A 23,821-nucleotide genomic window follows, 5' to 3' on the forward strand; every position below is an offset into this window, starting at 1 on the left:
TAGAGAGCGCTAAAGAGTTACCTCTGAAATGTTGTTGCCTTAGAATCTGAATGAATTCACTAATTTTATTATAAGAAAGGGGTTCTCGCGTGAAGACTAAATCCCTGCCGCCTTATGCACCAACATTGATAGAGTCTACCCGCGCCATCGGCTATACATTGGAAGCAGCAATAGCTGATATCATTGACAACAGCATATCGGCATCAGCTTCATGCACTGATATTTTCTTCTTTCCCATTGGAGACTCCTACATAGCAATTCTTGATGATGGTTTTGGAATGAATGGCGACGAACTTGAAACTGCTATGCGTTACGGTAGCCAAAATCCTAATGAAAAACGAGCAACAACTGACTTGGGACGTTTTGGATTAGGACTTAAAACAGCATCGCTTTCCCAATGCCGAACATTAACAGTAGTTAGCAAGCAAAACAACCACATAGAAGCCCGTTGCTGGGACATTGACCACATAATCGAAGCTCATGATTGGTCATTGTTGATTATTGAGTCTGAGGAGGAGCTTAATGCTATTCCTAAAATTGAGGAATTACGAAAACTGAAATCTGGTACTCTTGTGGTTTGGCAAAATCTCGATAGGCTTAAGGTTGGGGAACTTGACTTTAGTCGTTCCATGGGGAAAAAGATGGATAATGTTCGCTCTCATCTTTCTTTGGTCTTTCACCGGTATATCAGCGGTGAATCGGGGCTCAAGAAAATGCAAATTAGGATGAACAACGTATCTGTTGAACCAGCCGATCCATTTCTAGCAAAACGCAATACACAGGTAATGTCTGATGAGATTATAAATATTGAGGGAACAAAGGTCGTTATTCGTCCCTATATTCTTCCCCATATTTCAAATTTAACCATTGATGAAATTGCTGCGCTAGGAGGTAAGGAAGGGCTGCGTAAAAGTCAAGGTTTCTATATTTATAGAAATAAACGTCTACTGGTTTGGGGTACCTGGTTCCGAATGATGAGGCAAGCAGAGCTTTCAAAGCTGGCTCGTGTTCAGGTTGATATACCAAATGAACTGGACACCCTGTGGACACTTGATATAAAGAAATCTACTGCATTACCGCCAGAAGAAGTACGAAACAACCTAAATTCCGTAATTGAGAGACTTGCTGAGAAAAGTAAGAGAACTTGGGTATATCGTGGGAAGAAGGAAACTCATGACTCAATTGTTCATGTATGGCAAAGGTTTAAAGGGAAACAAGGTGGCTCGTATTATACCATAAACAGAGATCATCCACTAGTTGAAGTGTTCGATAATTCTCCACAACAAGTCAAACAAAATTTAGAAAATCTGCTGAAAGCAATTGAAACAGGACTTCCGCTTAGCTCGCTTTACTTGGACTTGAATTCTGAAAAACCGGTTGAAAATGATACCGAAACCACAATGCAAACTGTTGATGTACTATTGCAAGGTTTGCTTGCGCAAATTCCTACCAGTGCGGGTAAAGCGGAATTACTAGATAGGCTTTCCGTTTCCGAACCGTTCGTTAATTACCCGCAACTTATTGACAGATACAAGATAGGAGAAGCTGCTCATGGCTGGAACTAACTCCGAATTATTGGAAGGAATTATTTCTACAACCATAAATACGAAATACCCGGACGTTCCACCTACCGATTCGGTATTTGATACTGAAGTGAACGCTCTGAGGCAGTCGCTGGCTCTCTTGTATCCAGTAAGTGATGAAGAATTTGCGGAAATCAAACGAAAACTAAAAGCCAATATTGTCGTGCAAATGGACTTGGGTGTTCTCATCAAAGATAAACAACAACATTTACCGTGGCTATCCGCACGGCGGTCGTCGTTAGACTTTTTCTTTTGGAATAGATATAAAAAGTATCTTGAAGAAGTAAAACACTGGAATCCCCGCGTAACAGGTAATCTTGGACGTGTTTCAGATGAAATTGTGGATTATCTTGGAGACCCGAAAAGCGATTCTCCGTTTCAGCGTCGCGGTCTAGTGTTGGGTGATGTTCAATCGGGAAAAACTGCAAACTATACTGCTATTTGCAACAAAGCTGCAGATACAGGCTATCGTGTCATAATTATTCTTGCTGGAATGATGGAAAACCTGCGGCAACAAACCCAAGAACGTCTTGATACCGAGTTTTCGGGAAGAATGAGCCAATACCTGCTTGATCCCAAACAGGAGATTGAAAATGTGCCTGTTGGCGTGGGCAAGTATGGCCAAGAAAAACAAATTGCGACATTCACATCGGTTACAAAAGATTTTGACAAGAATATCCTCCGTGCGTTAAAGCTATCGCTACATAACGTGAACACAACCGTTCTTTTCGTTATCAAGAAAAACAAGAGCATTCTCAACAATCTTATTAAATGGCTGAAGAGCAATAACCTTGATGCAAGGGGAGCAATCAACCTACCAATGTTGTTAATTGACGATGAAGCGGATAATGCTTCCGTTAATACAAAGAAGGAAGACGAAGACCCGACGGCAATAAACGATGCGATTCGCCGCTTGTTGAAGTTGTTCAGGCAAGCATCATACCTTGGAATTACAGCTACACCATATGCAAACATTTTTATCAACCCTGAAACAACCGATGAAATGCGGGATGACGATTTGTTTCCAAGGGATTTTATTTATTCACTTTCTCCACCGACCAACTATATTGGAGCAGAGAGTATATTTGGAGAAGAGGCTCGATTTGGGCACTCTCTTGAGGGACTATATCCGCAAGAGATTGATGCTTTTTTCCCGTTTACTCATCGGAAAGAGCTTGTTGTTAACGAATTGCCGCCAAGTATGAAAGAAGCTATGGCTTATTTCTTGATTGCTAACGGCATTCGTGATATTCGTGGCGATAACAAGAGTCATCGTTCTATGATGATTCATGTCAGTAGGTTCACCGATGTTCAAAATCAAATCAGTGGTTTAGCACACAAGTGGGTTGAAGATATGCGCTCAGACCTTCAAAATTATGCTTGCTTGCCCGAAAACAAAAGCGATGAAATCCCGAATATTGCATTTTTAAAAGCAGTATGGAAGAAACATAAGTTGTCGGAAAAAGCAGGTTCAAAAGGCAGTCCAATGCCCTGGCACAGGTTCTTGTCTGCATATCTTTTCACTGCGGTTTCTCCAATTGTCGTTCGTTCAGTAAACCAAAAAAGCAGTTCAACTGGACTGGATTATTATAGCCATAAGGAAAAGGGACTTCGTGTTATAGCTGTTGGTGGCAATAGCCTTTCAAGAGGACTTACCCTTGAAGGATTATGCGTCAGTTATTTCTATCGCAGATCACTGATGTATGATACGCTTCTTCAAATGGGACGCTGGTTTGGTTATCGTCCTGGATATGAGGATCTTTTTAAGATATGGATTAGTGTGGAAGCTATTGACTGGTATGGATATATAACCGCAGCGGCCGAGGAATTGAAACGTGAAATTGTAAAAATGAAGGATGCCAGTCTTACACCTTTGCAATTTGGACTAAAGGTCCGTCAAGACCCTGCGTCGCTTATTGTGACTGCAAGGAATAAGATGCGGTCGGCAACATTTGTCAAACGTCCAATAACCGTTTCAGGGCAGCTGCTTGAGACTCCTCGGCTACGTGCAGATGCCGCTTCTTTGCAATTGAACAAAGAAGTATTTGAAGACTTTGTTAGGCGTTTACCCGATATTGGGCGGAGAGTTGAAAAAGAAGGTGCTAAGTATTTTTGGGAAGGAGTCAGCAAGGATGAGGTTGAACAACTTCTTCGCGATTTTAGAACCCATGTTTGGCAACTGAACTTTCAAGGTGTAGCTCTCGCGGATTTCATAAGAGACAGTTCTGATGTAGATGATTGGGATGTGTTTATTGCAGAAGGTTCTGGAGATGAATATGATGCTCTGGTCTGCGGCGAAGAAATATTAAGGATAAGACCTGAAAAACGTGCTGTAAAAGCAACGAGTGATCAAATTAGTATCAGTGGTACAAAAGTGCGAGTGGGTGCAGGTGGCGCTGCGAAAATTGGTTTGTCGAAAGCTCAAAGAAAAGAAGCTGAAAAAAGGTTTCGTGAAGAAAATCCAGATGCACCACATATCCCTGACAAGGCGTACTTAAAAACCAACCGTCCACCGATTTTGATTCTTCATGTTGTTGCTGTTGACAAAGTTGGCACCAATAAAAAGGGTATTCTGCGGAGTCAGATTGATGCTGGAGTTCAGGTACCTGATTATCTGTTTGCCTTAGGTATTGGTATCCCGGACAACGGTGATGAGAAAATTGCGTACTACATGGTGAACATGGTTGAGCTTAAGAATTACTATGATGTCGAGGAGGACGAAGACGAATGAAAATAACGCCTGAAATCCTCGAAAAGCAATGGAAGAGCATAAAATATACGGATGGCGGCTTTTTGCAGATTGATACGCAACACCCATTAGAGTGGCATATTGGATATCAGTCTATTAGCCAGCGGACGTTCCTACTTGTCAGTGACACAGAAATCGGCACGATTGAATCCTCAAAATCGATGAAAGTAAGCCGTCGTATGCGCGAAACGGATAATCGCTGGACGCTTTCTTTTGAGTTGCTTCGCAATGAGCAACAGGGTGTATTCGCCATTCTTTGTTGCGATGTAATGGAGCATTCTCGCCTAGCGGCTAATGAGGAAGAGGCCTTGAAACTGGTTATTATGCGCTATAAGCAGTGGAGCAAGTTGCTGGAAACACAGCGGAGCGGTCTTATGGATGAGTATAGGCGCAAAGGGTTACTCGGCGAGCTTCTGTTCTTGGAGCAACGCTTAGCTGCTTATGCAGCATTAGCTACGGTGCAGGGGTGGTCTGGCGCAGATGGCGGTGACCAAGACTTTGTGTATCCAGACGGTTGGTTTGAAATCAAGAGTATAGGAGTATCAGCAGTTAGTGTCACAATATCGTCTATGGATCAGCTTGATTGTGTCGATGATGGTGAATTAGTCATCAAACGAATTGACAAGGTTGCTCCAGACAAGCCAGGTGCAGTTTCACTTAATGATGTGGTTCGCCGAATTAGCACGAATCTCATGAATAGTGTGGAAGCACTCGACTTGTTCCGCGCAAAACTCAATGCGTATGGCTATATAGATTTGCGGGAATATTCGGAACAAAAATATTTCTGCTCAGGAAGACAGCGTTATCGTGTAGATGAATTTTTCCCGAAACTTACTAAGGCAAACGTTCCGACACAAGTGTCATCGCTACATTATGAAATAAACTTGCCTTCTTTAGTGGACTGGCAGAAGGAGTAAACGAATGGATGCGCAAGAATTCAGAAAAGATTTTCTTGAAGACATTAAAGCTGATGCTTTAGCGACCGGTGAAGGTTCTTGCGCTTCTTTCGTCACTACGTTTGCTAGGCACCTGCAGGAAGCTGAATATCTCTTGGACTTCACCTCATCATACTTCGAAGGAACAGGAAAGCAAAACCGAAAGCTTCGTGTCGATGGATACGCGTACGATGAGTTCGACAAGACCATGAGCCTAATTATTGCCGATTATGATGTATCGGACGATGAGCGTACTCTTACCAAAACGCAAGCGGTACAATTGCAGAACAGACTGATTTATTTCATTGAAAATGCACTTAACACCCAACTTCACCAAAATGTGGAAATGAGTCGCTCGTGTGCAGACTTGGTTGACATATTACGCGAAAAACGGAAGGAAATTCGTAAGTACCAACTATTGATTTTCACGACTGCCAACATCAGTGCGACAATTAAAATCCTTGAATCAGCTGATATTGATGGTGTCCCGTCAGAGTGCCAAATTTGGAATATTGAACGTCTATTCCAGCTGTGTGGTTCTGATACAGGACGACATATCATTGAAATAAACTTCAAAGAGCATTCTGAAAACGGTATTCCTTGTTTGGAAGCCAGTGGTGTTTCTACCAATGATTTCACAAGCTATCTCTGCATAATTCCGGGTACTATGCTTGCCGACATCTATGATAAATACGGTAGCTCGTTGTTGGAAGGCAATGTCCGCTCATTCCTTTCCACTAAAGTAGCAGTAAACAAGAAAATACGCACTACCATTTTGCAACAGCCGGAACGGTTCTTTGCATATAATAACGGTATATCAGCGACAGCAATGGATGTGCAGTTTGAGTGTACTGACCAAGGTTTGTTTCTTGTGTCTGCAAAGGATTTCCAAATTATTAACGGTGGACAAACAACAGCTTCACTTTCAAGTGCGAGATATAACTATAAGGACAAAGCTAATCTCAGTGTAATTTTTGTTCAAATGAAGCTGACCGTAATTGAGCGGACGTTCGAAGATGATGATGCGACCACGCTGGTACAGAATATATCTCGTTCTTCAAATAGCCAAAACAAGGTTAGTGATGCAGACTTCTTTTCTACACACCCATTCCATGTTCAAATGGAGCGTTGTTCTCATCGGTTGGGCGCAAGGGGTACTGGTGGTTTGCAATTTGAAACTAAATGGTTCTATGAGAGGGCGCGGGGGCAATATCTCCAAAAACAAATGCGTATGACTCCAAGCGAAAAGAAGAAGTTTTTGTTACAAAACCCAAAAAACCAGCTTATTACCAAAACTGATCTTGCAAAAGTGCGTAACACATGGGATGGATTGCCGTATATCGTCAGTAAGGGCGCACAGACCAATTTTACTGAGTTCGCGCAAAAGATTAGTGATGCTTGGGACAAAGATGAGGGTTTGCTTTTCGGAGATAAATACTTTCAAGAGTCCGTAGCTTTGTGCCTAATATTTAGATACACAGAAACTATGATACCCCGTCAGTCATGGTATCAACAGGGCTACCGAGCCAATATTGTGACGTACACTATAGCGTTTCTTCATAAACTTATAAAAGTGCAGTTCCCAAAGAAAGACTTGGATTTAATAGGAATCTGGACTCGGCAAACCATTCCTGTTGCGGTGCAAAATGTACTTATAGAATTATCTGAATGCGTATATGACAAATTGACAGACCCGAAGCGAATCGTGGAAAACGTCACCCAATGGTGTAAGCGCGAGGGTTGTTGGATCAGTGTCCAGAGTATAGAATTCGAGTTACCCAACGAAATTGAGGATTGTTTGATTAGCCAAGATGAGATGAGGACCGTTGTTAGAGATGCAAAAGTAAATCGGCGCATAGAAATAGATGCTGACATAATGACAAGAGTTGTGGAAATCCGTTCTGACCAATGGCGACAAGCGATGGATTTTGCATTACGCAAACGAATGGTTACACCCGAAGAACATACAGCATTACGAATTGCTTGTCAATTGCCGATGAAACTACCAACGCCATCACAAAGCAAAAAACTTATTGCGTTGCTGGAAAGATTACATGAGGAGGGATTCAAACTATGAGTGAACAGATAAGTTCTAAATACAGCGTAGTTGACTTGTTTGCTGGTGCAGGCGGGCTTAGTTTTGGATTCCTTCAAACGGGGCGTTTCACTGTGAAAGCTGCATTTGAAATGAATTCAAATGCACAGCAAACCTATCTTCGTAATCATAGAATTGAAAAAAGCAATATGTACAACGATGTCGAGGATGCTTTATCAGAAGAAACAAAGAAAAAGCTGGGACAGGTAGATATTGTAATCGGCGGTCCGCCGTGCCAAGGTTTTTCTAATGCCAATCGTCAAAAGAATCACGCTATAAGTCTGAACAACTCTCTCGTGAAAAAGTTTGTAAAGGCTGTTCTTCATTTGAACCCTAAGGCATTTTTGATGGAGAATGTAAGTATGCTTCAATCAGAAGTTCATCGTTTCTATGTAGCTGAGGATGATAGGGAAACCATTGAACAATACAATATTTCTACCACCGATTCGCAAATTCTTCTACTTGAAGAAGAATTTGTATTTGATGATGTAATCGGCATTGTTTCAGATTCAGATTTAATCACTCATTATCTATGGGAAAACGATGATTATCTCACTCTGAATGTAGTTTTCAAAAATTGCGGTAATACGGAAAAGCTTAAGGCCGCCTTAGCAAAGCATCAACGCAAATTAATTAAACTCGCTGAGGCGTTGATAGCTTATGAAGGAAATAACTATATCATTCAACAAGGACGAATTGCTGGAAAGGCTCTATTGAAATATTTTAAAGAAAACACAGTGGATGGACTTTGCGAAGCAATAAAACCTTCTATCTTGCTCCAACGTATGCTTTCAAAAGCAATGGAAATTAAGGACAATAACATAGTAGTTGAAAGGTTTTCTGTTGCAGATGGTTTAGTTGCTCATGTAAAATCAATGTCCGTATTGGATTACATAACATCAATATTGGAAGCAGATTGCAACGGATACACCATTAATAGAGGCGTTTTGTCGGCAGCAACCTTCGGAGTGCCGCAAAAAAGAATGCGCTACGTTATTATGGGAATAAAGAAAGTTATCACAGACAGTATTGAATTGCCCGTAGGAACTATCAAGGACGAGTACTTTAAAACAGTCCGTGATGCTATTTGGGATTTGGAAGAAGTTGAAACAACGATTGACATTGCGGTGGGAAATGCTGGAGTTCCCGTTGGAGAAGCGCCTGATGGGACTTCTGTGTTGGGGTTATCTTTGCGCGATTCAACCACTTTATATAACCATGTATGCACAGCAACGACCGAGCGTGCGCTTGAGAGATTTCAGGCAATTAAGCAAGGGCAAAACTTCCATAGCTTGAAGCCAGAACTTAAAACGACCTACTCGAATTCTGAAAGAACACAGAATACAATTTATCTGCGTCTAAACTATGATGAGCCCTCAGGTACTGTTGTTAATGTAAGGAAGTCAATGTGGATTCACCCAACTCATGATCGTGCTCTTAGCATTCGCGAAGCAGCGCGTTTACAGACTTTCCCTGACAGTTTTGTTTTCTACGGCACAAAGGATTCCCAATATCAGCAAGTAGGAAATGCGGTGCCGCCAATTCTGGCAAAGGCAATTGCAGAGCATTTGTGTTGCTATCTTGATTCAGGAATTATGAAAACTACTCCAGAAGAAAAAAGAGGTGTTGAAGTTGGATTGATATGATTCCTTCAACTTCAACAAATATTGGGGACCTGATGACTATCGGTCAAGGGTTATTTTTGAACGAGGCTCGAATATGCAGTGTGTTTATTGCGGTAAAACAGCTAGTACAAGAGAGCATTGTCCTTCGAGAGCTTTTCTAAGTAAGCCATATCCATCTAAATTACCAACAGTTCCTGCTTGTGAAGGATGCAATAACGGATTTTCTTCTGACGAATTGTATACAAAAGCATTTATCGTGGCGTATAAGCAATATTGCTTGTATAAATCAAACCCGAACCTATCTGAAAGAAGAGAAGTTAAAGATGCGCAACAGAAGTTTGAAGAATGCGTCAATTCTGGTGAAATTCATTTTGATGATAGAATTGCCAGAATTCTAATCAAGCTCGCAATATGTCACATGGCATATGAGCTTACTACTGGTTTCCCTACTGACTCGTGGGAAGGTATATTTGAATCCGTATCCTATACATTTCGACCAAACATGCAAGCTGATGAAGTTGATTTTTGGGATGACTTTATTCCTATGAATGATAAAATTTTACCTATTATAGGTTCTCGAGCATTTAATCAAATCTATGTCCTCGAACCAAGAATGCTTACAGCAGATAGTTCAGAAGAATATACTGCACCTTTTGCTGTAATGAACTGGATTGATGTTCAAGATAATAACTACCGGTATGTTTGCTGGCTTGACAAGAAAAATATACATGTAAAGCTCGTCATTGATGAATTCGTGTATGCTCATGTTGTTTTTGATGGGGCATATGGAACAACAATCTAGAGAAACACTGAACGAGCTAATGAGCTATGCTCCAGAAATAAGCCAATTCCATTAAATGCGATGGTTGAGTAACAGCATTAGGAATTCGCATTTAAGCCCTTCCATATGTGATTCAAGTTCGTACCTACTGTAATTAAGTTGGTATCTGAACGGGGAATAATCGTAAGGCAAATATATATCGGAAGCAATCCAAAGAATCGGGAGACGTACCGCTGGTATTTTTTCTCGGTTCTTTTTTTATTTGTTCATAATCTAATCAACCGTTTGATTAAATTACGGCTTAGAGATAGCTTATGTTAAAAATTCTTATTGGTAAAGCATTTAATTGAACAAATTTGCGACTCACCTCACACCCACACGCATGAGATTAAACAGATATATACCAAACGAAAAGAAACGATTGAACGTGTCTTTGCAAGTGCGAAAGAAAGCATAGTTGGACAAGTACTAAATCTCGATAGCGATGTGAAAATTATTGTATTAAATAGTGGTGAAGGTCTAGGAGATAATAATGAAGCTTCTGTCGCCTTGAAAACAACATACTTGTGGATGACCGTCATTTTTTTGCATATAAAATTGTTATCTACATAAATACACCCGTTCTGTAATGTTCTAACTTTTTACTTAAGCTTATGGCGTTTAATCATTTTTACCAATTTTCTTCAATACGATAATGGTTTTTTAGTGTGAATAGTTCATATTCTTTAATATTGTAACCTGGGTTATATTACCTCTTTGTGACACGTAAAATTTTTTTATCCTATTCAAACCATTTTAGCGCAAGTGATTCCCCTAAATGTAACCTTGTATAAGAAAGAGCAGTAAGTATTATAGAAACCATTTCCAATCCATCGAAACTGTAATTCGTAAGAATCGTGCTAATTCTTCTTTTTCTAAAAAATTTATCTCATCCTATTATTTATCTATTTCTTCTACTTTTGTATGATCTTCGGCAATTGTACGTTTTCCTTAGGGTTATATATTATGAACCCATTTTCACCGCGTGATTAAAAATCAGCCGTCCATATGAATGAATACCACTTAAATAATTGTGCTATATTTTTTTTGATGGCTCAATTATTCGCTTCTGATACAGTTGTTTAGTAATTTTCTTTTAGGAAAGAGCTCCCCATATGTTTAAAAAGTGTTTCATTTCTTTATTACGGGCTCTTACACTACTAATTTTTGCACTTTGAGTATAAGTATGTAGCCACTCTTGAGTAAACGTTTCAATTGACATTTTTGTTTCTTTTAAAAACTCCCATTTTTCCACTTCTGCTTCTACTTTACTTGCAGCCGAAACAGCTTCTTTTTTTGTAGAGAACCCCGACTATGTTATCTGCTTTTGTTTATTTGTTAACGAATATATTCGGAGAGAACCTGTATAACTCCATTAACCACTTCTTCGTTGTCGAATATATAGCCATGGTTAATTTTCACCTCTATTTTTCCTTTCCTTCTTTAAACGGTTGTTATATGCCATTTCACAACTAGACCTTTTTCTGAGAGGCAGGGGAGGACAAAACCTTTGCCTCTCATGAGTAACTTCAAAAATATGTCCGCAATTTTCACATTCACGAACTTTTACTTCGTTTGATAAAGCTCTAGCTATTTGAAAATATGCATAGGCAAAAAGGTTAGAAAACCAAACCCCCGGAACAAATGAACCATCTTGATATGCAACTCGCAAACTTACGTTAAAAGCATCTGTTCTCCTAAGCCTCATTGCCAAATGATTTTTAGCTAAGTTGATTACAGTTTGATCATTATTTAAGTCTTCAATTAGACATAAATCTGTTTTACCAAGAAGTGATTTTACTCCCGACACATCACTCGTTTGTATATTCTTAAACCATTCAAAATCTTGTTTGTAAATCGCGATTTGTTTATTAAGTAAAGATATGGAACTGAAAGGGAAAAATAGACAATCACTTTCAAGATATAAATCAATGCCTGTATCATCCATTATGCCAGAAGGAATGCCAAAATGTTTTGAAAACCCAATAATTGATTTAATATCGAAAACCTCTAATTTTGCCAACTCTGTATATAAAGAATTGGCATCTTTGAGTTTATAAGTCTTTGCTGGATTTGTTATAGCTTCTGGGGTAACTGCCAACACTAAATGTTCATTAAAAAGGCTTTTTAATTTCATTTCATAAGAGGAATCATTTTGAAATCGATTATCTATTTCTAATTCAGTATTTTTTTTCAATATTATTAGCAGTTCACTTAATGGGATTTTCTTGTAATCACTCCACCTTTTCAAGCTAGCTTTTGATGAACGAAACAACAGATCCGAATGGAAATTTTTATTTCCAATAAATTGTCCCTTTAAGTGATTCTTCCAAAAATTAATACTTTGCCGTCTATCTGAAGGAAGGCATTGAGGACCAAACGAATTAAATGGATAATCTTCTAAAACTTTTACGCTTTTTAAAATTTGATAGCTGTCAAAAACAAGTACATCCTGATCACTTTGAACATCATTTAAAAAAATTTTTTTCATGTCGTGGCACCTTTTTCTTTCAAAGTAATTTAATAACTTGAGTCTTGCAAAAAAGCTGTCGTAAAAATTGTCACTTTTTAGCTTGTTTTGTTATGTCCCTAAAAATTAGAATGACATCCTATTTTTCATGGAATTAGAAGGTTACCATACACTACCAAATGCTAAAAAGGAGATGTCTAAGGTCATGGTATCATTCTATTCAGCTATCGTTAAGTTCGGTGTTTCCCTGGGTCTCTACCTTCAAAAGCGAGTTCCATCTCTTGGTTACCATTATGCATGGAATCATCTTGGCGGAAGGCAGAAAGACGTTTACACAGATCAGGGACCTTACAGGAAAGGACCACGACCTGAATTCCATTACCCGTTTCCTGAAGGAATCGCACTGGTGTGCAAACAAGGTTCAAAGAAAAAGGATGGACCAATGATGACAACCATTCGCCGAGCCCGAAAAAGGGCTGGTGACATTAGGCCGATCATCTTTCTCATCCTTGATGACACTGGATGCTGGAAGGATATTTCGACCAGGAAAATGGAAGGCCTTGACTTCCACTTTTCCAACACAGAAGGAAAGAGTGTATGGTCTCATTGCCTTGTCACCACATATATTGTTTCCGAGGGCTATTCGGTAGCGTTGGGACTTCCGTCCATACTTCAAGAAGGAACATTGTGAAAGACAAGGTATCCCTTTCAAGAGTAAGAATAACTTGGTTAGGGAAATGATTGAGTCTTTTCCTGCCATAGGTGAGGAACAGGTACATATTCTGATGGACAGCTGGTACACAAGCAAAAACTGGTTGATACCTGGGGTAATGATCAAATCCCATCATTTCCTTGAAGTAGCGGTATGCCGTCTCGATTTCCTAGCGGATATTATAGTATTCCAGGATGGTCACGACATCCAGGCTGATATCCGTTGAGATGAAGCAAAACGGTGTTTTATCATGTGAAAACTACTTTTCCTAGGACAACAGGACCCTGGCATTTTCGATATCGGAAACCGGTCCTTCATGGGGATAAACCCGAAACTTTCCTTTGTCTTTCATGGTCACGGAATGATAATCGGAGTTTTCGATGTGCAGGCTCGCTAATTCGGACATGGAAACCCTGAGGCCCGCAGGGCAAATCATCCTGTTCAATTTGACAGCTCTGATCACATGAAAACCTTTGGCAAGAGCTACATTCCTTCAAGGCCATCCTACGGTACTGGACCTTCCAGTACCTGACGTTGAATTTTTTTGAAATTCAAAGGGTGGAATGATCAAAGGAATCGTCCATCACTTTCTGAGAGGCAGTCAGAAAAATAAGAACCGGCATGTATGGCCAACTGGTCGTATATGTTTACCAGGAAGGCTGGGCTAACCCCCCATAGGATAAGGTGTTGAAAACCCTTAAATTGATCACATAAAAAACAGCATGATTTTCGATTGCGCTACCCGTATGCCCTTTTTTAGGGTTTCTAACAATAAACGCAGGAGTCAAGTTAATAATAAAATACCTGACAATCTACAATTTTGGATATATTTCAAGTCATTTGTACTGTTATTCAAAAAAATACAACATAAAAAACACTTAATATTTTGTTTTATGTGTTGATTTAATGATAAATTTATAATACAATTTATAACAGAGAAATACAAATACGACGTGAAAGGCAACATATTTAATGATTTTATGTGTTTTTTGGGGAGGAATCGTAATCCGGCTCTTGAAGCAGCAAAGGGGACTACCTCTTATTGGTTATTGCAGAGTGACTAGGTCTCCAAGAAAATACAGTTGGAAATTGGTTGAAAGAAGGAAATGACAGAGGTACGTCAAGAAAAAGTAATGCGGGTTGGCATAAGAGAATTAGCAAGTGCAAGCGTAGCAAATGGTAAGGGAGTGGGGTTAGGACAAAAATAGTTGGGGAATTGGGACGTGAATTTTTGTGCTATTGTTGTAAGTTTGGAAGTGCAAAAACACCAGCCATCAGTAAAGCACTTTTGTAAGCCGATTTAAAAGCTGCAGGATTACATTATTACAGAATACGAGTCGAAAAATTTCAATATGATTTAGAAAAAGTAAATTAAGACATTGAATATGAAAAATGGAAGCAAACCCGAGAGATAAAGAAGGAACATAAACTACAGGGATTCTACGATTGAGGCTCTACATAAATTTCTTTCTGTTAACAAACAAGGAGTACTGAAGCTTTATAATGAGTTATGAGGTTTTTTTGAGGGATTAACATGAATTAGGGGTCAGTAAGCCACTTTTATTAAATGGGGACAAGAATTTGAAATGGAAATTAGCAACCGTAGGGTGTTAGAATTAAGAGTTTCTACAAAATAAAATTTCGATTCAAAGACAAGGCGGATCGAATTATATGGAAAATATTTAGGTCGCTTAAATGCTGAATTATTAAAACAGGATTTATCCGAAATTTCAAGAGTAAAATTGTGTGACATGAGTATGAATACAATTTCAGGTTTAAAGATAGAGGAAAAAGTAGTCATCTTAGAAAAAAAAGAAACGTTAGAGGATACATTAGCGGGTTTTAACTCATATGAGGAATGGAACGCTAAAAAACTATCACAAGTATGTCTGAATATAAGACTGACCGCTTCGCTAAAATGTTACCGGTATTTTCCAAAAAAAGTTGTATAGATGGTAATGTAGGAGTTTTAAGTGTAATATTATTTAATTTAGTAGGCTGTATTTCTCTATTAAAGAGCTAACGCACATAAATATTAATTGATGATATACTGTAAAGTGTACCCAATCTCTAAATTGAGAATTGTTATACTCAGCTGATTGCCAAAAAGCTGTTACTATCCCATTTAAGCTAATTCAGTTGCGGGAACTGATGTTCTATCTTATGCTAACAATATAATCTTGTTTAATACTAAATTTATAAGGAGGTCAATTTACGTGACGAAACGTAAATATACTTCTATTGACCTTTTTTCAGGAGCGGGTGGCTTATCTTTAGGATTTACAGATACAAATCGATTTAAGTCCATACTCGCTGTGGAATTTGATAAATCGGCAGCTGCCACTTATGCACGTAATTTTAATCATGAGCTATTCGATCCTAAAGGTAATTCACATATTAATATAAAGAAAAAAGGAATAGTTGTTAATGGGGATATACGCGATTTAAAAAATATTGAATTTGAATCCGATATTATTATAGGTGGACCACCATGTCAGGGCTTTTCTCCTTTAGGTAAAATCTCTCCTAAAGACGAGCACTTAAAAATGAATCAACTTTGGCAAGAATACATGCGTTTAGTAAGCCAAGTTAAACCATTGGTTTTTGTGATTGAAAATGTGCCAGAACTGTTAAGGTCCAAAGAGTTCTTAGCAATAGAACTAATTGCCAAGCGATTAGGGTATAATTTAACAAGTGGAGAGTTAAAAGCAGTCGAGTTTGGTGTTCCTCAAAAACGTGTTCGTGCTTTTATAATGGGAATATTAGGAGCTGAACCCAAATTACCAGTATCTAAAAATATTAGGACTAGTATTAGAGACGCAATTGGTGACTTACCGTTATATCCCCAAACTACTAAGCTGTCTGATCCACCGGAAGTTGGATCAGACGAGATACAAAACTTGCACTTTGGTAGGAACCCAACAGATGTATCCTTAAAACGTTATAAACTTATACCTCCTGGAGGCAATAGATTTGATTTAATGAGGGAGGCACCGGAATTAACTCCTAGATGTTGGTTAGAAAAACCATCAGGAAGTACGGATGTGTTTGGAAGATTAGAGTGGGATAAACCGTCTTATACAATTAGAACCGAGTTTTTTAAGCCTGAAAAAGGATGTTACTTACATCCCGAGGCCGATAGACCTATTACTCACAGAGAAGCAGCAAGGTTGCAAACTTTTCCAGATAATTTTACTTTTATAGGTTCAAAAACTGAAATTGCTAAGCAAATAGGGAATGCTGTTCCACCATTATTGGCTAGGGAGTTAGCGATTGCTATATCCCACTCTTTAGATAAATTGCCTGTAGCCGAATTAAGAAAAAACAGGAACCCACTTTCATCAGAAACGTTCAACTTATTGCTTTCTGATGTAATTAAAGAAATTTATGAAAATAACCAAAATACTAATCAGTTAGAATTGGAGATGAAAGTCATTCTATAAGGAACAGACCGCACAAGAAATTGTGCGGTTTTTTGCACCTTCAAAATGAGCATACTTGTTTACATCAGTAGTCAACCATTTAATCCCATGCTAAACTTAAGAAAAATAATGGAGGTATTTGTTTACTATGGGATCAAATCCGGTTGATGCTGAGTTAAATAAGGTAGCTGACTATTTAACTGGGATAAAAAACTTAGAAGCAAAAGTTGGTTTAACAATAAGAAAATCAATTGATGAAGTAATATCAGGTAGATATACAGGCAGGTTTTCTATAGACCAGATAGATAAGACGGAAAAAACGTATATAGGAACGAAAGTCCAGCATACTCTTCAGCATAATTTAAACCTTACATATGGAAATAGAATGGATGCTTTAATTGCTGGCATTGAGGTGGATATTAAATTTACAATTGGCAGTAATTGGACGATACCCAGTGAGGCAATGGGCCATCTATGTCTACTTATATCAGCACTAGATAATAAGTCATTATTCCAAGTGGGATTGATAAGGATTACACCCGACGTGTTAAATGGAGGGGAAAATAGAGATAGGAAAAAAACAATCAATAAAATAGGTAGAGAAAACATTATATGGTTAATAAAGGACGGTGAACTTCCTTCAAATGTGTTATTGAGAATTGATCCACAAATTATTGAACGAGTATACATAAAGAAATCCGGGCAGGAAAGAATAAATGAATTATTTAGAAGTTGTTTAGGAATTGTATTTAACAGTGCATCAATTGAATCAGTCGCTAGACAAGTCGACTCCTCTAAACGAGTTCGCGACGCACGAAAGAAATTAAAAGAGGAAGGTATAGTTATTTGTTCAGGATATGACAATGAGTACTTAGTCAAAAAAGGATATAGACCTATAAGAAAAGAAGAGTTTATAGCTATTAAGGCATAAAAAATTTAATTTAGTAAGCGCTTACGTGTATTAGTGGTAGAATTTTATAAAAACGTTATTCAGGAGGGTTTTCAATGAGTTCTTTAAATATCTTAAGGGATGAAAGAGTTGACTGTTACTCAGTACTCACCAATATGAAAATAAATGATTATTTGCAGTTGGTAGAAATTGCATATAGAAATAAAGGCGGAATTGAAGGTCAAAGACAAGCATTAAAAACTAAAACCGCAATAAGGATTAGAGAGAGGATGAGAGAAGATATAATTCGAGGTACAATTCTGCCGCCCATTGTAATTGGAATAGTGTTGGATAGCGAGACTTATGAGAAAATAGCATCTTTGCCGACTGATAGTAGCGAAATCCTTGAAGTAATAAACATCGTTTCGAAAGAAAGTCTTTCAATTATTGATGGTATGCAAAGAACAACAGCGATAGGTGACGCTATAAAAATTAACGAAGATATAGGTGAGAAAGAATTAAGAGTTGAATACTGGTTATCTTGCAATACAAATAGCTTATTGTATCGTATGTTAATTCTAAACTCGGGGCAGGTTCCTTGGAATTTAAGAAGGCAAATTGAAATACTTTACAACTCGTTAATAAATGAAATCAGACGAAAAGTACCTAGTGTTTTATTAATTGATATTGATGAAAATGGAAATAGGTCAACTCCAGGAAGCTACCAAGCAGATAAGATTATAGAACTCTTTCTTGTTTTTGGTGCAAGAAAATACAAGATAGACACAAAAGAAGCATTAGCAGATGAATTTACCAAGTTAGATTTTATTGAAGCGACTGCTGACCGAGAGTTTAGTGATATATTTTTTGAACTGTTACAAAGAATGAGCTTATTTGATGCGTATATTTTTGATTACAAACCTGAGATAGCTCAAGCTATTGATGGGGAAGGTTCTAAAGTTAAATTTAATAAAGGTAAGGACCTATTTGGAAGTCAAACGGCTAGAGTTGGCTTTATAGCTGCTTTTGCTATTGAGATATTTGGATTACCTGGAGACGAAAGAAGTATAGAGGAACAACATAAGAAATGTAGCAAAGTATTGGAACAGATGGATCAATTTTTGGAGAAAGTTAAGGATTATGATGAACAAAGTCTTGAAGAATTTCTTGATTACATGACACTAAATGAAAAAATGAACAAGGTAGTTTCGAAGGTGGGAGACTTTGAAAGAGAATTCTTTACAAACGCATTTAGAACATTAATTAAAGAGGAATTTAGATTTACTAAGCTTACTCCTTGTTGGAGGTCTTAATAAGTGTCTAGATTTAGAAGAAGAGATGAAATGAATAGATTTATTTTTACTCGACTATTGAATTTTGTAAGAGACATTGGAAGGCCAATACCTACAGGGGAAAGATGGGTATCTCTATCTGAACAGGATAAAGAGGATTGTAAAAACATTGAGGTTGAAGAGGTTTTGAATATTGCTCCTGGGGTTGTGTCTTCCTTTTTCAAATTAAATGAAAGAAAATATTTTATCATTACTGGCTATGATGAACTTAATGTAAATTATGATGATTGCCGCCTAAGAGAAATTGAAATTTCAGCCGGAATTTTTTTGAGAATTGTATGTGAATTGGGAATCCCACTTAAAAGGCAAAGGTCAAAATCAGAAATATATAACGGGATACTTTTTCAACAAGAGGAGGGGGGCTATTCCGGGCATGAATACACTGATCTAATTCCTTACTTTCAAAATATACTTCTTTATGAATTTATCCCGGATAGTGTTTTTATAGATTATAGATTAGGGAATATTGTTGGGTATCTTCTGGCAAATAATAAAAATTTACTACCATTACATTTTTCTAATGAGATTCTGGAACAATACACTAATTTATTTGTGCAAAATCTACGCTCTATTAACTATAATATGTTAACTAAAAGTTTAATATCAGTTCATTGGAGAGATGTTTTTATTGAAATTTACAGGTGTATTGAAGCCATATTCCATTCATTTTCCTTTAGAGAACTTCATAAAAGTTTTATGAGTTCGCTTTCCATTGATGACTTTGCAATATTACTAGAAAAAAAGTTGAAAATGAGACCTACTGAAGAAGAATCCCTTATCACAATATTCGATGGTATAGACGCAAATACAATTAGCAAGATTATGTCTATTAAACCCATTAGTTTTAGAGATTCTAGGGAAGCAACTTGGTTCTATAACATCAGAAATAATATAGTCCATAGTCGGCCTATACATGAAGAAGTTAACTTTGAAGAAGATGTTTGGGGAGTTTTAATTTTAGCGAGTCTGCAAATATTAGAGCAAAGCCACAAAGCTTGTAATATAGTTTCAGATTAGGCTACCTGACAAATAAAAAACTTAATTAACGGATTTATACTCATGAATGTCCGGTCAACGAACAAATAAACCGTTAGTCTTTAGATTAACGGCCCATAAAAGTGCTCATAATTTTTTTCATACGTATTTTAATTATAGTAAATTTTTACAAATAAAAAATCCACAAACTTAGCTGGATTGTGTGTTTTTTGTTTGATTTCTAGTTTAATAAAGCCATCGAGCAGGTCTTACAAGGTGATTCTATAATTAGACTCAGAGCTAATGAACGATATTACATGGATTTACCTAATTGCAGAGGATTTATGGGTTATGAATGAGAAATCCGGATCTGGGAGTGGCGCGAGGGGTCGATGAAAGTAGAGGCTTGGCCATTGACTACGCCTACCAAAAGCACCCTTTTAAACTGAAGTGACCTCATAAAGTTAGACACAGGTATTTTATAGACAGCTAACTGAGAATGTTATTGGAATACCGTGTCTAACATATCCTAGGAAATCTCGATTAAAGTTGAAAGAGTAAAAATGATTTTAGGAGACCTTATTCAAGGGGTGCTCTAAGGGGCTGTCCAAAATTCAATATTGCCAATGGGACAGCCCCAATTTATTATAGTTTATCCAAAGCTAATTTGACTCGTCGAGGTGGCTTTTCCTTATTCGCTTCGGACGGTGCCTTTTTCCTGCTACCAATGAGACACAATAACAAAATCACAATCATCGTAGACGCTGAATAACTAAACGTTATCCCGTACCCGACATTTTTTGCAGAGTACCCGAGACCCACTGATCAAATGGCCAAACCAAAATCAATAAAAATAAGAAGCATTAAATTGGCTGTTGCCTTTTTCTCAGGTGGAACAAGAGTCAATGCCCAAGCCTGGATAGTTGGTTGGACGATCCCATAAGAGAATCCAAATAATATTCCTGAAACCCAAACCATCACCATGTCAGAAGAAAAACCCAATAAGGCCAAACCTGCAACACCTGCGATACCTACTATAATCATAAAGCACGAGGGATTAACCTTCATTTGTTTATCAGGAAATACAAAGTCATTGACGGTAAAAACGAACCTTTTATTTATATCGGAAAAGGTAATACAATCAGCTTTTAATGCAACAAGCCAATCACCGTACAAATGGAATTGGAACACGAGCTGCCATACATTCTATATATTGAATTCACGAAAAAAGTATAGTCTTCAACCGACTATACTTTTTTATTAATCAACATTTTAACAGCCGGTATATCCGCTGGTGCCCACATGAGCGAGTTAAGATTTTCTCTTTTCAGCCAAATTAACTTTGAATGCTCTGTAGGTGTTGGTGTCCCGCCAGTAATTCTGCATTTAATGGCAATCAGATTTATGATAAACGTTTCATATTCGTGGATAATGTCGTTATGTATTTCAATCGGTTCAATCTGGCAATGCAATTCTTCTTCAATTTCCCTCGTTAGGGCAGAAAATAAATCCTCATTAGGTTCAACCTTCCCACCTGGAAACTCCCACATATTCGGAATCGACATTTCTGGTGATCTTAGAGCACATAGGATTTCATTTTGTTCATTATCAATGATTGCTGCTACTACCTTTAACTGTCTTCTTCATGAGGACCTCCGTTTAATTCAGTACTAATAAACATAATAACATTTTTAAAAAAACGTGCCAGGACATATGAATTTTAGTTTGGGAAAATATCTTTATATAGTTCCACTATTTTAAGCTTTATAGCAATATGCAGTTTTTTCAAGATGAACATATATTTGGTTTGTATAACGATGAGAAGATTAAGTTTGGTTATAGTAGAAACTTTTATGGTACTGAGAGCTTTTTTTCAATGGTATCTCAAGGTTCAACCGGTCATACCTAACTAGTGTTTTTTCATTGTAAGAGTTTAATGTAAATTAATACAATATTAAGAAGGGAAGAGTAAATATCCCCTTTTTAAAAAGTAGAGAAGAAAGTAGTTGAAAGCATCTTGCAAAAAGAAATTGTTATTAAATTTCCTATGTTTAAAAAAAGTCATGGAGAATATATGTTAGCAACCGAAGAGTTTGAGGAAGTATGGGAAGAGCTTTCCACAATCTCAAATCTTAATGTTGATACAAAATATGGGGGAATTCATTTTTCATTTGATTGGAAAAATCATGTCGAAGAAATTAAGAATTATAACTTGTTAAGTAATATATATACTTTGGAAAATTACTATAATAAATTGTTTACCGAAGAAGAAGTACCTCAGGAATTATTTAATCCTAAAATCATTGAACTAAAATGTAATATTACGACACAACATGACCATTTTCCTCATCACGATTCCGATATGGAGGAAAGAATTGTTATTTACCATCTGGAGAATGTATTGGTTAAAGTTTTTTTAGCGATGAATATTAGTACTCCTGGATCCTTTAATCCTTTATCTCAAAAACTAAGTAGATTTGCTTATGATATATACTATTACACCCCGGATTATTTAGAATGTGCCAGAAGCAAAACTATCAAATTTCAATGGTTTACTATAGAAAGGTTAAAATTAAGTGAAGTTTGGCATTGGCTAGACTCTAATTTGGAATCAAGACAGTTGGCAGAAAACAGGACTGAAAGAGCACTATACTCAATTCTACATATAAGTAGGGAGGGCAGTATTACACCTGCTAGCATTTTATGGACGGCATTGGCTCTTGAGGCGTTATATAAAACCCCAAAATTCAATGCGAAAAACGTTATGATAAGAAGGATATTTTCAGTTTTGGATATCTCAGAAGATATGAAAGAACCATTAAATGAAAAAATAAATGAATTTTATTCACTTAGAAGCCAATTGATACATGGTGAATTAGAAATTAATAATCCGCTATCTAATAACGTATTAGATAATAGGATTTTTGATTATCAAGCTTTAATTATGGATACAGTCGAGTTTGGTCTAGCTATTGTTTTAGCTACTCTTCATAAAATGATAAAAGAAAACGTTAAGATCTTAGAGTTTTAAAAACCGTTAAAAAGGCGTTAGATTATTTAAAGCTGATTGAGCAGCTGCAAGCCGAAATTTCCGCTACCTCTAAAGACCTTGGAGTTGCTAAGGACTAGCTCCAAGTGAATTCAGAAATTTTATAGTATGTGCAAGGCACCTCTATGAATTTCAAAATATTTGAAAAAATGAGGGCGAGGGGGGAGTCCCCATGTTAAAATGAGAAGTATGGAATTATCTTACTTTTGGGAGGATTTTCAAGTGGATGATAAGTTTAGCAAGCCAAAGAGTGTTGGGGAAATTTTGGATCATACGTTTACACTGAGCAAGACGCATTTTAAGAAGTTCATGGCCGTGCTTTTGTTTATCATGGGACCGGTGTATCTCATTGATGCGCTGATTCAGGTGGGTGCGGGGAAACCATTGTTTCGCAATAAGAGTGGCGAAGGAGATTGGTTTGGGCAAATGTTGGCCAGCTTTGAGGGAACAGCTGAAGTTGCCCCCTCGGTTATGACGGGTGAAGTTGTTGGAATCGTCGTAATCGCGCTGCTTGGCCTGTTTTTATTTCCGATTGCCCAAGGTGCGATTCTTTTCGCGGTTAACCATGTTCGTAAAAACGAAGAGTACACGGTAGGTTCGGTATTCAAATTGGCGTTGTCACGCTATTGGGCAATGCTTGGAAGCTCGATTTTATACATTCTCATCGCCATCGCCTTTATAACCATCCCGACTACCGGAATAATCGCAGCCGGTATGATTGGCGCGTTATTCAATGATGCTACGGGCATCATCCTGGCCGTCATCGGTTCGATTGCTCTCTTCCTTGTGGCGGTACTGTTATTGACGCGCTTCAGCTTTTACTTTGGCTCAGTCGTACTGGACCGCAAATCGCCAGGGCTCGGCCGCAGTTGGAAGCTGACGAAAAAGCGGACATGGAAGCTGCTCGGAATCTATATTGTCTTTTCCCTCATTACGACTATTATTGCGTCATCAGTCGAGGTAGCCTTTACCGCCATTTTGGGGAGCAGTGTATTGTTGTCGATTATCGTCAACCTAGTTTCCATTTTGACAACGATGTTTTTCTCCGTTGGCTATTGTGTCATCTACCTTGATTTAAAAGTGAGAAACGAGGCGGATGACCTGAAGGAATTGCTTTCAGAATATGAGCCTCTTTCTTCTTAATA

Annotated in this window: 18 protein-coding genes; 15 read left to right on the forward strand and 3 right to left on the reverse strand. The window is 37.8% G+C overall.

Annotated elements, in window-relative coordinates:
* Window positions 1–89: 89 nt before the first annotated feature.
* The 6 genes from AR337_RS17110 to AR337_RS17135 all read left to right on the forward strand — a co-directional run bounded on the left by AR337_RS17110 (window position 90) and on the right by AR337_RS17135 (window position 9,789).
* A complete protein-coding gene (locus AR337_RS17110) occupies window positions 90–1,565 on the forward strand; it encodes an ATP-binding protein (RefSeq protein ID WP_059173217.1) in 1,476 nt (491 codons plus the stop codon).
* Window positions 1,552–4,314 carry a Z1 domain-containing protein gene (locus AR337_RS17115; protein WP_059173218.1) on the forward strand — a complete coding sequence of 921 codons (2,763 nt, stop codon included), beginning with the start codon at window positions 1,552–1,554 and terminating at the stop codon, window positions 4,312–4,314. Before AR337_RS17110 ends, AR337_RS17115 begins: the two co-directional genes overlap by 14 nt.
* Entirely contained in the window at window positions 4,311–5,249 is a 939-nt protein-coding gene (locus AR337_RS17120; RefSeq protein ID WP_059173219.1) for a PD-(D/E)XK motif protein, read from the forward strand. The genes AR337_RS17115 and AR337_RS17120 overlap by 4 nt, the downstream gene beginning before the upstream one ends.
* A gap of 4 nt (window positions 5,250–5,253) precedes the next feature.
* Window positions 5,254–7,344 (forward strand): AIPR family protein, encoded by a 2,091-nt coding sequence (locus AR337_RS17125; protein WP_059173220.1) that lies wholly within the window; start codon window positions 5,254–5,256, stop codon window positions 7,342–7,344.
* The gene (locus AR337_RS17130; protein WP_059173221.1) at window positions 7,341–9,008 is read left to right on the forward strand and encodes a DNA cytosine methyltransferase; all 1,668 of its coding nucleotides are present in this window, start codon (window positions 7,341–7,343) and stop codon (window positions 9,006–9,008) included. Before AR337_RS17125 ends, AR337_RS17130 begins: the two co-directional genes overlap by 4 nt.
* 73 nt (window positions 9,009–9,081) lie before the next feature.
* Window positions 9,082–9,789, forward strand: coding sequence for a hypothetical protein (locus AR337_RS17135; protein ID WP_059173222.1), 708 nt, complete (start codon window positions 9,082–9,084; stop codon window positions 9,787–9,789).
* A gap of 1,429 nt (window positions 9,790–11,218) precedes the next feature.
* Here AR337_RS17135 and AR337_RS17140 read toward each other — a convergent pair.
* Window positions 11,219–12,298 (reverse strand): hypothetical protein, encoded by a 1,080-nt coding sequence (locus AR337_RS17140; protein WP_059173223.1) that lies wholly within the window; start codon window positions 12,296–12,298, stop codon window positions 11,219–11,221.
* Between the two features lie 184 nt (window positions 12,299–12,482).
* Here AR337_RS17140 and AR337_RS17145 point away from each other — a divergent pair, with 184 nt between their 5' ends.
* The 6 genes from AR337_RS17145 (at window position 12,483) to AR337_RS17175 (ending at window position 19,669) form a co-directional block, all read left to right on the forward strand.
* Complete coding sequence (locus AR337_RS17145) at window positions 12,483–12,968, forward strand: hypothetical protein (protein WP_059173224.1); 486 nt, start codon at window positions 12,483–12,485, stop codon at window positions 12,966–12,968.
* A 34-nt stretch (window positions 12,969–13,002) separates the two neighbouring features.
* Window positions 13,003–13,215 carry a hypothetical protein gene (locus AR337_RS17150; RefSeq protein WP_059173225.1) on the forward strand — a complete coding sequence of 71 codons (213 nt, stop codon included), beginning with the start codon at window positions 13,003–13,005 and terminating at the stop codon, window positions 13,213–13,215.
* Window positions 13,216–15,205: 1,990 nt separating this feature from the next.
* Window positions 15,206–16,432 carry a DNA cytosine methyltransferase gene (locus AR337_RS17160; protein ID WP_082687034.1) on the forward strand — a complete coding sequence of 409 codons (1,227 nt, stop codon included), beginning with the start codon at window positions 15,206–15,208 and terminating at the stop codon, window positions 16,430–16,432.
* A gap of 127 nt (window positions 16,433–16,559) precedes the next feature.
* Window positions 16,560–17,342 (forward strand): NaeI family type II restriction endonuclease, encoded by a 783-nt coding sequence (locus tag AR337_RS17165; RefSeq protein WP_059173227.1) that lies wholly within the window; start codon window positions 16,560–16,562, stop codon window positions 17,340–17,342.
* Between the two features lie 74 nt (window positions 17,343–17,416).
* Window positions 17,417–18,613, forward strand: a complete 1,197-nt coding sequence (locus tag AR337_RS17170) for a hypothetical protein (RefSeq protein WP_059173228.1) — start codon at window positions 17,417–17,419, stop codon at window positions 18,611–18,613.
* A 3-nt stretch (window positions 18,614–18,616) separates the two neighbouring features.
* Window positions 18,617–19,669, forward strand: a complete 1,053-nt coding sequence (locus tag AR337_RS17175) for a hypothetical protein (RefSeq protein WP_059173229.1) — start codon at window positions 18,617–18,619, stop codon at window positions 19,667–19,669.
* Window positions 19,670–20,452: 783 nt separating this feature from the next.
* Here AR337_RS17175 and AR337_RS23820 read toward each other — a convergent pair.
* Window positions 20,453–20,695 (reverse strand): MFS transporter, encoded by a 243-nt coding sequence (locus AR337_RS23820; RefSeq protein ID WP_367576265.1) that lies wholly within the window; start codon window positions 20,693–20,695, stop codon window positions 20,453–20,455.
* Between AR337_RS23820 and AR337_RS23825 the strand changes: the two genes are divergently transcribed.
* Window positions 20,696–20,779, forward strand: coding sequence for a hypothetical protein (locus AR337_RS23825; protein ID WP_253701889.1), 84 nt, complete (start codon window positions 20,696–20,698; stop codon window positions 20,777–20,779).
* Window positions 20,780–20,874: 95 nt separating this feature from the next.
* Here AR337_RS23825 and AR337_RS17185 read toward each other — a convergent pair whose 3' ends face one another.
* Entirely contained in the window at window positions 20,875–21,243 is a 369-nt protein-coding gene (locus tag AR337_RS17185; RefSeq protein WP_059173231.1) for a (deoxy)nucleoside triphosphate pyrophosphohydrolase, read from the reverse strand.
* A gap of 401 nt (window positions 21,244–21,644) precedes the next feature.
* Between AR337_RS17185 and AR337_RS17190 the strand changes: the two genes are divergently transcribed.
* Together AR337_RS17190 and AR337_RS17195 are read left to right on the forward strand one after the other, a co-directional pair.
* Window positions 21,645–22,658: a hypothetical protein gene (locus AR337_RS17190; protein WP_156424437.1), complete on the forward strand. Its 1,014-nt coding sequence runs from the start codon at window positions 21,645–21,647 to the stop codon at window positions 22,656–22,658.
* A 240-nt stretch (window positions 22,659–22,898) separates the two neighbouring features.
* Window positions 22,899–23,819: a hypothetical protein gene (locus AR337_RS17195; RefSeq protein ID WP_059173312.1), complete on the forward strand. Its 921-nt coding sequence runs from the start codon at window positions 22,899–22,901 to the stop codon at window positions 23,817–23,819.
* The last annotated feature ends 2 nt before the right edge of the window (window positions 23,820–23,821 follow it).

Source organism: Bacillus sp. FJAT-27445 (genome assembly GCF_001510665.1).
GTDB lineage: Bacteria > Bacillota > Bacilli > Bacillales > Cytobacillaceae > Bacillus_D.

Excerpts from the sequence above, each read along its gene's own strand:
- AR337_RS17115 (WP_059173218.1), top strand. The coding sequence starts at position 1,552 with ATGGCTGGAACTAACTCCGAATTATTGGAAGGAATTATTTCTACAACC.
- AR337_RS17120 (WP_059173219.1), top strand. The coding sequence starts at position 4,311 with ATGAAAATAACGCCTGAAATCCTCGAAAAGCAATGGAAGAGCATAAAA.
- AR337_RS17125 (WP_059173220.1), top strand. The coding sequence starts at position 5,254 with ATGGATGCGCAAGAATTCAGAAAAGATTTTCTTGAAGACATTAAAGCT.
- AR337_RS17130 (WP_059173221.1), top strand. The coding sequence starts at position 7,341 with ATGAGTGAACAGATAAGTTCTAAATACAGCGTAGTTGACTTGTTTGCT.
- AR337_RS17135 (WP_059173222.1), top strand. The coding sequence starts at position 9,082 with ATGCAGTGTGTTTATTGCGGTAAAACAGCTAGTACAAGAGAGCATTGT.
- AR337_RS17140 (WP_059173223.1), bottom strand. The coding sequence starts at position 12,298 with ATGAAAAAAATTTTTTTAAATGATGTTCAAAGTGATCAGGATGTACTT.
- AR337_RS17145 (WP_059173224.1), top strand. The coding sequence starts at position 12,483 with ATGGTATCATTCTATTCAGCTATCGTTAAGTTCGGTGTTTCCCTGGGT.
- AR337_RS17165 (WP_059173227.1), top strand. The coding sequence starts at position 16,560 with ATGGGATCAAATCCGGTTGATGCTGAGTTAAATAAGGTAGCTGACTAT.
- AR337_RS17170 (WP_059173228.1), top strand. The coding sequence starts at position 17,417 with ATGAGTTCTTTAAATATCTTAAGGGATGAAAGAGTTGACTGTTACTCA.
- AR337_RS23820 (WP_367576265.1), bottom strand. The coding sequence starts at position 20,695 with ATGAAGGTTAATCCCTCGTGCTTTATGATTATAGTAGGTATCGCAGGT.